At 43.8% G+C, this 9,629-nt stretch carries 9 protein-coding genes; 3 read left to right on the plus strand and 6 right to left on the minus strand.

Going from position 1 to position 9,629, the window contains the following annotated elements:
* Positions 1–146 precede the first annotated feature (146 nt).
* On the minus strand, positions 147–2,438 hold the full coding sequence (locus GNE10_RS26995) for a DUF11 domain-containing protein (RefSeq protein ID WP_185568508.1): 2,292 nt from the start codon (positions 2,436–2,438) through the stop codon (positions 147–149).
* Between the two features lie 474 nt (positions 2,439–2,912).
* On the opposite strand from GNE10_RS26995, the gene GNE10_RS27000 reads away from it, so the two are divergent.
* Positions 2,913–3,134 (plus strand): hypothetical protein, encoded by a 222-nt coding sequence (locus GNE10_RS27000; RefSeq protein WP_260447052.1) that lies wholly within the window; start codon positions 2,913–2,915, stop codon positions 3,132–3,134.
* Between the two features lie 566 nt (positions 3,135–3,700).
* Positions 3,701–4,288 (plus strand): Uma2 family endonuclease, encoded by a 588-nt coding sequence (locus GNE10_RS27005; protein WP_185568511.1) that lies wholly within the window; start codon positions 3,701–3,703, stop codon positions 4,286–4,288.
* Between the two features lie 57 nt (positions 4,289–4,345).
* Here GNE10_RS27005 and GNE10_RS27010 read toward each other — a convergent pair whose 3' ends face one another.
* Together GNE10_RS27010 and GNE10_RS27015 are read right to left on the minus strand one after the other, a co-directional pair.
* Positions 4,346–5,185, minus strand: a complete 840-nt coding sequence (locus tag GNE10_RS27010) for a M56 family metallopeptidase (protein ID WP_185568573.1) — start codon at positions 5,183–5,185, stop codon at positions 4,346–4,348.
* Positions 5,185–5,604 (minus strand): BlaI/MecI/CopY family transcriptional regulator, encoded by a 420-nt coding sequence (locus tag GNE10_RS27015; RefSeq protein ID WP_099073228.1) that lies wholly within the window; start codon positions 5,602–5,604, stop codon positions 5,185–5,187. The genes GNE10_RS27010 and GNE10_RS27015 overlap by 1 nt, the downstream gene beginning before the upstream one ends.
* 473 nt (positions 5,605–6,077) lie before the next feature.
* Here GNE10_RS27015 and GNE10_RS27020 point away from each other — a divergent pair, with 473 nt between their 5' ends.
* On the plus strand, positions 6,078–6,812 hold the full coding sequence (locus GNE10_RS27020) for a 2-phosphosulfolactate phosphatase family protein (RefSeq protein ID WP_185568558.1): 735 nt from the start codon (positions 6,078–6,080) through the stop codon (positions 6,810–6,812).
* Between the two features lie 112 nt (positions 6,813–6,924).
* Here the strand turns inward: GNE10_RS27020 and rfbD are convergent, their stop codons facing one another.
* Genes rfbD through GNE10_RS27035 form a run of 3 tightly spaced genes read right to left on the minus strand, consistent with a single transcriptional unit; the run spans position 6,925 to position 9,496 of the window.
* Complete coding sequence (rfbD, locus tag GNE10_RS27025) at positions 6,925–7,794, minus strand: dTDP-4-dehydrorhamnose reductase (protein ID WP_185568561.1); 870 nt, start codon at positions 7,792–7,794, stop codon at positions 6,925–6,927.
* Positions 7,795–7,827: 33 nt separating this feature from the next.
* Positions 7,828–8,373, minus strand: a complete 546-nt coding sequence (gene rfbC / locus GNE10_RS27030; protein ID WP_185568564.1) for a dTDP-4-dehydrorhamnose 3,5-epimerase — start codon at positions 8,371–8,373, stop codon at positions 7,828–7,830.
* Positions 8,374–8,419: 46 nt separating this feature from the next.
* Complete coding sequence (locus tag GNE10_RS27035) at positions 8,420–9,496, minus strand: glucose-1-phosphate thymidylyltransferase (RefSeq protein ID WP_185568567.1); 1,077 nt, start codon at positions 9,494–9,496, stop codon at positions 8,420–8,422.
* Between the last annotated feature and the right edge of the window lie 133 nt (positions 9,497–9,629).

Here is a 9,629-nt window from a genome sequence, read left to right on the forward strand (position 1 = left end):
GGGAGTGTGGGGAGTGTGGGGGGAAAGATTTTTTCACCATCCTCCCACACCTCCCACACCTCCGTCTCCTCCCACACCTCCCACACCTCCCACACTTCCTACTTGCCCCATGCCCCATGCCCAGTCATCAGTCAACAGTCAACACTTTATTTCACCTTAGCCCGGAAGCGGACGAAGCCGTAAACATCTTTGATTAAATTGGGCAAATCTGGAGTGCGGGTGATATTCACTACTACAGCGCCATTGTTATTGGTACCGCAGGATGAGGGGACTGACTGGTTTGCAGGATAGAAACGTCCGCGATCGCCATCTTCTACGTTGCTAAGGTAAACTGTAGGATTGCTGGAACTAACTGCAAGGGCAATACCTCTATCTGCTGCTGATAAACCGCCATCAGTCGGTGCATTACTATTAAAGGCTGTGGAAATAAAAGTAGCACTGCTGGGAACTAAGTCGCAAAATTTAACGTTAGTGGCATCATTGGGGCCTTTGGAAAGGAAGTAGATAGTATATTCCAACTCATCTCCTGGCTTCACAGCGCCAGCATTAATCACTCCCCGCAAATAACCAGCAGGCCATTTTGCATCGTTATCTTCAGTGGCGTAGGGTTCTGGTATGTAATTGGCAGCAGTGGTGGCCACGTCGCTCCGACCATCTACAATGTCCGTTATGTCTTGATTATTGATGCGGGTGATGCGTTTGACTAACAAAAGCTTGGCATTTATGGCATTAATAATGTTGAATGGAGTTGGTTGAGTTGTACCAGGATAATAAGTCCATAAATCCAACCCTTTAGTATCTCCAAAAGAGCCGTTACATGATGACCCAGCATTACCAGCATTACCAGACTGACCAAATTTCCGGTTATTGCTAGCGGTGTCAAAACCGTTAATTGGGTCGCTAAAGGCTGGGTTTGGTGGATTAATTCCACAGAGTACTTGACCGACAGTGCCAACGGTAGAACCACCGATGGTTTTATAACCGCGATCGTCATAAAATCCTGTGGTGTTGCCTATGGGATTAGCGGCATTCAGCATTGTGATGGTAGGGCCGCCTGTAAAATTGTTTTCTGCGTCTAATAAAGGAAAGTGATATTCACCTCCATAGGTTCTGACACGAACTTTGTAATCACTGCCAACTGGAAAAAAATTACCACTGTTATCTTTTCCATTCCAATTAATTGCTTGCTGTCCCGTTGTGGGCATAATTCCTCGCAAAAGGCGATTTTGCGAGTTGGTAGGGTCAAAATTGCTGCCGTCTCGGCTGATAATCAGTTCGTAAGTACCTGTAATGTTGCTGTTAAAGTTAAAAGTACCACCTGTACCGAAAGAACTGTTATTTCCTGAAACTGTCCCGTTGAATTGTAAGTTATTAACAGTAGGAATAATTGGGCTAAGAGGAATGCTAGTTCCCTCTAGTGTGCCATCTCGTTTGTAACGGTTAACATATGGAAGCACGGTGTCATCAATGGAGTTGAAAAAGGTAGCGAATTGCGGACGAGCCAAGCTGACACCGCCTTGGGGATTTGCCAACTGACTATCTGCTCCCAGTATGTCGTGGTAGAGAGGCGATGTGCCGTCACTATCAAAAAAGCCAGTTTGATTACCATAGAGAACAAATCCATTGGGATCTGTACCCCTGAGTTCTATCTTATATCGGAAGCCATCTGTGGTTATTGGATAAACTGGAAAGTTAAGATTTAAACCATTATTACCAGTAAATAATGCCAAATAATAGCTGAATAACCGTCCGTTCAAGTCAATTGTGGAAGTTTGGTCGCTGCTGCGTACCGTTACATCCCAAGCTGCAACACTACTTCCTTGGGAAGTATTAAAGTTGTTCCCACTACTCAAATTAATTTGACCAGTAGGAGTACCATTAGTTGAAGAGTTACCGCCATCAGACCCGTAGAAAACGATGTCATAAACTCCAGTGGATGGAGCTTGGTAGAAGCAGGGAATATAGCCGTTGGGATTACCTGTGCCAGAAATCGCACGGGGGCCACTTAACTCTTGTTGGCGACTTGAGATAACACCCCGCCCAGGTTGAGAAGAACATTGAAAATCTGGTGTGGTGGGAATAATTTCACTGCCAACACTGCCACTGACACTATTGGGGTTGTAAACTCTGATATTACCACTACCTACTCCAACTGCACTGGAACCCAAAAGAATATACTCATCTTTGTTGGCATAGACTTTTAGTAAAGTTCGTCGCAATACCAGACCGCCATAAGTATCAGTACGCCATTCTAGGTTAGCTCTGCTACTGCCAGCTGGGGCGTTACTGGGATACAGGGTGCGACTACCTTCAGCACGAGCAGATTGGATACCAAAATTCAGGTAGCACAGTAACAGAACAAGGCCAGTTAGTAGTTTTTTATAACGGTTGAGGTGATTGTTGTTGACCGCTAAAAGACATTTTAACAGTAGACTCATTTATGCTTTGCTAGCTCCTGATGTTAATTGAATGAGTGCGATGTCTGCCACAAGGCACTCTGTATCTGGGCAAAATTTAAAAAGCACTTATAAAGAAGAATAAAAATTCTAATGCACTTAGGCGATGCCTGCTGTTAGGTTACCCAAGTTGTACGAAAATCTACCATCTTGATTTGCATTCGCTCTCCAATTCTTAAATCCATAGAACTAGCCCTTCAACAGTGTAGATGCGGTTTATAAGCACCTGTTTGCCGTCGATTAAACCTCTGCGTTCCTTTGCGCCAACCTTTGCGATCGCTCTACGTTAAAAAACACTACCTTTTTCAACGCAAAGGGACACAGAGTAAACGCAAAGGAACGCAGAGTTTTGCCAAATTTAATATTCAAGTTGAGCGAAGCGATCGCAATTTATTTTTGAAGTAATTTCTATTTTCTAAAAGTATAATCGCAGAGCTAATTTTTATTATTCCTCAAGTGCTTGAGGTAGGCGTTCAGTATTTTCGGGAATTATGGAGGAGTTTAGCAGAGAATGACCGTAATTTACTCCGGCGTTTAATTCAAGGGGAAACTCCCACACCACAAGACAAAGGTGTTGTCCGCAAACTAGTGCGAAAAGAAATCTTGACTGTAGAAGGCGATGCTTTTCAAGTGCCTTTGGTACGAAGATATGTAGAACAAGTGTTAGAAGAAGAGTAATTTAACAAGTTATCGAATCACTACTAATCCTTTCTTTACCCCACCCTAACCCTCCCCTTGTAAAGGGGAGCCACTGCGTTGGACGGGTTCCCCGGCTTGAAGCAAGTGGCGTGAGGGAACTAGATTTTTCGGTTTTAAGGCAGGTAACAAAAAAGAGGCAAAGTTTTTATTGTTATCGTCGCAACTGACATTGCTACAGAAAGAACCGATATTGCTACAAACATGACGGAAGCTGTTACAGTGTGCGCGGAATACGGAAACGTCAAGGCGGAAGCTGCTACAGGGAAGACGGAAGCTGCTACAGGGAAGGCAGAAGCTGTTACAGGGTGCGCGGAATACGGAAACGTCAAGGCGGAAGCTGCTACAGGGAAGGCAGAAGTTGTTACAGAGAAGAGGTATGTTGCTACCGTCGCAATTTCGTGTTGTAATACCTTTTTAACGGAACTTCCAAATATAAAAATTCTACTGTTTGCGGTCAACAGTCATCAGTCAACAATATTGCTTAGTCACCTTTGGTTGTCGCCTAGAATAACTGTATTCAGTCATCAATGAGGATTGCGATCGCTATGACTGCAACCACCAAAAAACTGACTTTTGCAGAGTATCTTAAATATAAAGATGGCACGGATACCCAATATGAATTGGTAGATGGAGAATTAATCGCAATGAGTGTTGGCACTGGTAAGCACGGCGGTATCTCCAAGTTTTTAGAACGAAGCTTTGATGACGAAAGTGCCAAAATGGGTAAGGATTGGACAGCACAAAAGTTTTCTGTGGGAGTGCGATCGCCACGTGGAGGACGTTGGGATACTTCACGAATTCCAGATGTGGTAGTATTACCAATACAGCAATGGGAAGCACTTTCTCATCGAGAAGCTGTAATCGAACTCAACGAAACTCCTCCCATATTAGTAGTAGAAGTAGTCAGCGAATCTACACAAACCACAGACTACCGCAGCAAGCGTTCTGAGTATGCTGTTCTTGAAATTCCTGAATACTGGATTGTTGACCCCATTCAAGAGATGGTAACAGTATGCACTCTTGTAGAAGGGTTCTATGATGCCGTAGCATTCCGAGGACAAGAACGCATTATTTCTTCTACTTTTCCACAGCTGGATTTGAATGTCGAACAAGTGTTGACAGGACGCAAATAATAGAGACGTTGCATTGCAACGTCTCTACATGTGGATTCATAACTTTTTAGATTTAACTTAACTATGAAAAATTACAGTTACTAAAGGTAAAAAAGCTAACATAAATCCATGCCAGGAATGCAATTGAGCTTCTGGGGTTGGTTCTGGTGGTGCTAATAAAGCTTCTACTCTTTGTTCTAAACGGTCTGCACTGGGAGAACCCAATGCAGCACAGCAAATTTCTGATGATAGAGGATTGCTACTGACTACCAACAACAGTGATTCTGCTAGCACTAAAGGATCTACCTGCAATGCTGCGTAACTGTCGGCGCGGAGTTCGCGCAAAACTAACAGTTCTTGCCATAAAGGTTCTGTATTTGGCAACCATGCAGTACAGGAACGCACCCAACCCAGCCAGAAAAACCAGAATGTATCCCTGTACTGGTAATGCCCTTGTTCGTGTGCTAGGACGCTTTCTAAATGATTTGGTGAAAGAGTTTGTAATAATCCAACGCTTACCACTAATTCCGGATGCCAAAAACCAATTTGTCCTGCAAACATCGCTTCTGTTTGCAGTAGTCTGGCTCGTTTTTCTCCCAAATTCACGCTAGGACAGTTCCGGGCAGATTCCACAGACTGCCAACCTTGAAAGGCAAGTTTAATGCATAAAATGGCAAAAATCCCTAAATAAATTAATGCCAGGAAATAACTGATTGAACCTGCGTACATTCCGCCCATTCTGCCTTGAGGCCCCATGAACAAAACAGCGATCGCTGTCATAAAAATTAGCAAAGGGGGGAAGAGAAACAAAAATAGCGATCGCCGCCACCGCAAACTCCAACTACCTTGGGGTTCTCTCCAGGAGGATCTCAACCACCAAGCAACGGCCAAAGTAATCAAAATCATCATTAGATGCATCATTTTTCCTCCCTGGCTTGGCGTGCAGATTGTATGCGTTTGGCGATGGCTGCGATTTGTTCGCTGGCTGCTTCATCAAGACTATCGGCGAAGGCTGCAATTACATCAGGGTTACCCACCGCCAGAAATCGTTGTAACTGTTCGTGGGCTTTGATTACCTGTGATTGTTGTTTACTCAGCAACGGCCGCCAATAAAATGCCCGTCCTTTTTTATCACAAGCTAGCCAACCTTTGTCTGTGAGGCGTCGCAGAACAGTTGTTACCGAAGTATAAGCTAATTCTCGGTTGGGATCGGCCAAAATGCGATCGTGAACATCTTTGACTGTGACTGAACCAAGTTCCCAGACGATATTTAAAATTTCTGCTTCTAAGGGGCCTAAAGATAGTTGTTTAGGGCGGTAATCGGGTAAAGGTGCCATAGTTTTGAAGTGGAGTAGGGCATGGGGCATGGAACATGGGGGAGGCAGAGCGGTCTTGGGGTCTCCCCAAGTGGAGCAACTGCCGTCATTGGGCATTGGAAAGCAGGACGAGAATAACTCTTAATTCCTAACTCAGCACTCCCTCTCTGGCCAATGACTCTTAGCTGTCTTGTTTTAGATTACAAGATTGTGCAGCAAGTCTTGTAATCTAAAAACATAAAAATGAGCTTTTTGAGCATTTATTTAGGATTAGGGACTCTTAAATATTTAGCTAAAAAGTTGTCCCATTATGTCTTCATTTCCCCATGCCCCATGCCCCATGCCTCAATCTGATTTATATATCTTAATGAAATACATTGTGTATTCTAATGGTAAAAAAATTGTGCAAGCAATTGTGACTATAGTTAGTGACGTTAAGTAGGTAGAATGTTATTTGTTTGCCGCTCTAGTATAAAAGCAGGTGTATCCAGCGCGTGAAGCTATTTGTATACCATACTCCGGAATTGACTCCCACCGATAAAGCGCCAGAATGTGCGATCGCTGTCGATGTCTTGCGAGCCACTAGCACGATAGCGACTGTTTTGGCTGCTGGAGGCGAAGCTGTGCAAGTATTCAGCGATTTAGATCGATTAATCGCAGTTAGCGAAGAATGGCCTCCCGAAAAACGTCTGCGGGCTGGAGAACGCGGTGGCGCTAAAGTAGAGGGCTTTGAGTTAGGAAACTCTCCCTTAGACTGTACATCAGAATTGGTGCAGGGGCGTCGATTATTTATTAGTACTACAAATGGCACTCGTGCTTTACAACGGGTACAAGACTCGCCAAATGTATTAGCCGCAGCCTTAATCAACCGAGCAGCAGTGGTGCAATTCGTTATAGAAAAGCAACCAGAGACAGTGTGGATTGTCGGCTCAGGTTGGGAAGGCAGTTTTTCTTTAGAGGATACAGTTTGTGCAGGTGCGATCGCTCACAGTATTTTAGAGAAAACTCACTTGTCACCAGAAGAACTAGCTGGTAACGATGAAGTAATTAGTGCGATCGCTCTTTTCTCTCAATGGCAAAATAACTTATTAGGATTATTCCACCAAGCTAGTCACGGTCAACGCCTATTGCGTCTCCACTGTCAAGAAGATTTAAAATATTGTTCCCAAACAGATGTTTTAGATGTCTTGCCAATACAACAAGAAATAGGAGTTTTGAAGAAAGGATAGGGTATGGGGCATTGGGCATAGGGAGTTGGGAGTTGGGAGTTGGGAGTTAAGAGTTAGGAGTTAGGAGTTATTCCCCCTGCTGCCCTGCTCCCCTGCTCCCCTGCTTCCCTGCCTAATGCCTGAGCATTTGCCGGAGTTGTTGCCGCCAATGGGGGGGATATTTTCCTATAAGTGTGGAAATTTTCCCACAAGCAAGGACGGAATAGGGAGGACGACGGGCGGGTGTGGGATATTCGGGGGTTGTAATGGGGACGATATTTTCAACTTTGAGAGGAAAGCCTAGCTGTTGGGCTTCTTCAAAAATGGCAACTGCAAAGTCATACCAGCTAGCAACGCCGCTATTTGTGTAGTGGTATGTGCCTGCAATATCTGAATTTAAATGAGGAATGATTTCGGCTATGACTGCGGCTATATCTTTTGCCCAAGTGGGGCTACCAATTTGATCGGCGACGATACGTAATTCTGGACGTTCTGCACCCAGCCTTAGCATGGTTTTAACAAAATTACTTTTGCCAAAGTTTCCATAAACCCAAGCTGTGCGGAGGATGAGGTGATTGGTGCAATTTTCTAGAATTGCTTGTTCTCCTGTGAGTTTGGTTTTTCCATAAACACTCAAGGGGTTTGTGGCATCGGTTTCTTGATATGGGCGACAGCCGTTACCATCAAAAACGTAATCGGTGGAAATATGAATTAAGAAAGCTCCCAATTTTTGGCTTTCTTCGGCGAGAATCAAAGGCGCAGTACCATTAATAGCGGTGGCTAGTTCCGGTTCGCTTTCGGCTTTGTCTACGGCGGTATAAGCAGCAGCGTTAATGATAATTTGCGGTTGCTTCGATTTGATAATGTTACGCAGAGTCTCAGGTTCGGTAAGGTCTACTGTTGGGCGTGCCACTGAGATAACATTGCCGTAAGATGGCAGAATTTGTTGCAATTCTTGACCGACTTGACCGTTACTACCAATTAGTAGAATTGATTTAGTCATTAGTTATTAGTCATTAGTCATTAGGCATTGTATTTAATCAAAGATTTCAGCAGTTTTTAAAGATTTACCAGCTTCATCTTTAGCTGATAAAATCGGTGGGGCACTCAAAGGCCAGTCTATAGCTATATCTGGATCGTTCCAGAGGATTGTACGATCGCCTTGCGGTGCGTAGTAATCTGTAGTTTTATATAGCACTTCGGCTGTTTCTGAAAGTACGAGAAAACCGTGGGCAAAGCCTATTGGTATCCAAAGTAGGCGTTTGTTCTCAGCACTAAGTTCATAACCCACCCATTTACCAAATGTGGGGGAACTTTTTCTAATATCTACGGCTACGTCAAAGATGGTACCTGCAATCACGCGAACCAGTTTACCTTGTGGTTGTTGGATTTGGTAATGCAATCCACGCAAGACGTTTTGCTTTGAGAAAGAATGATTGTCTTGGACAAAGTTGGCACTCACACCAGTTTCTTGAGTAAATTTTTGCTGGTTATAAGCTTCAAAAAAGAAACCGCGATCGTCTGCAAATACTTTAGGTTCGATTTGCATAACTTCAAGTATTTTGGTATGTGTAATGCTCATTAATTTCAATCCCAAATCCAAAATTTAAAATCCAAAATAGAGTCAATCACGTGAGTTCAATTTGACAATCATCACCAATTAGGAATCGTAAAGCTTTTGGGCGACGGGGTGCAATAGTCAATTGGGCGCGTTGTCCAATGACACTATCGATAATGCGCTGATGGATGCCAGCAATTTTCGCACCTTCTAAAATTACGCTGTGTTCTAAATCTGTATCAATGAGTGTGGCATTGTTGGCAATGCTACTATAAGGGCCGATGAAGCAGTTTTCTAAATGACAATTGTTGCCAATGATTACTGGGCCGCGAATTGTGCAATTAATAACTTGAGATTTTGCACCGATTTTCACTCGCCCAATAATCTGACTTTGGGCATCGACTTCAGCGAGATTTGATGGTGTCAAATAGGTGTCAAGAACTAAACGATTAGCTTCTAACAAGTCATCTTTTTTACCAGTATCTAGCCACCAACCTTGGAGTTTATGTGCAACAACCTGTTTTTGTTGATTAATTAGATACTGGATGGCATCAGTGATTTCCAGTTCGCCTCTAGCAGAAGGTTGGATATTAGCGATCGCATCAAAAATAACGTGAGAAAAGAAATAAACCCCCACCAATGCGAGATTTGAAGGTGGAATTTTCGGTTTTTCAATGAGCTGCAATACCTTTCCTCCATCGTCAACCTCAGCCACACCAAAGGCGCTAGGATTGGCAACAGGACGCAAGAGAATTAAAGCATCAGGCTGTTGTTGGCTAAATTGTTGCAAAAAGTACCTTAAGTCGCCTAATTGAATTAGGTTGTCGCCCAAATACATCACAAACGGGGAATCCCCTAAAAACGGACGGGCGATTTGGACAGCGTGAGCAAGTCCAGCTGGCTGGTCTTGTAATATGTAGGTAATCTTGGCTCCGAAGAATTCACCATTTCCAGTTTTTGCTTGGACTTCCGCACCAGTTTCCGGGCTGATAATGATGCCAATATCAGTAATACCAGCAGCAACCATCTCTTCAATGCCATACCATAAAACAGGTTTATTAGCGACTGGTACCAGTTGTTTTGCTCCACTGTAGGTGAGAGGACGCAGACGTGTGCCTTTACCACCAGAGAGAATTAATGCTTTCATAAGGGTTAGTCATTGGTCATTGGGCATTGGGCATTGGGCATTGGGTATGGGGCATTGGGAAAGGGAAAGGGGCAAGGGGAAAAGGGGAAAGATTAAATTTATTCCTTTTCCCTTTTCCCGGTTGGTGAGCTTG

Source organism: Nostoc sp. 2RC (assembly GCF_014222165.1).
In the GTDB taxonomy this organism is placed as follows: Bacteria; Cyanobacteriota; Cyanobacteriia; order Cyanobacteriales; family Nostocaceae; genus Nostoc; species Nostoc linckia.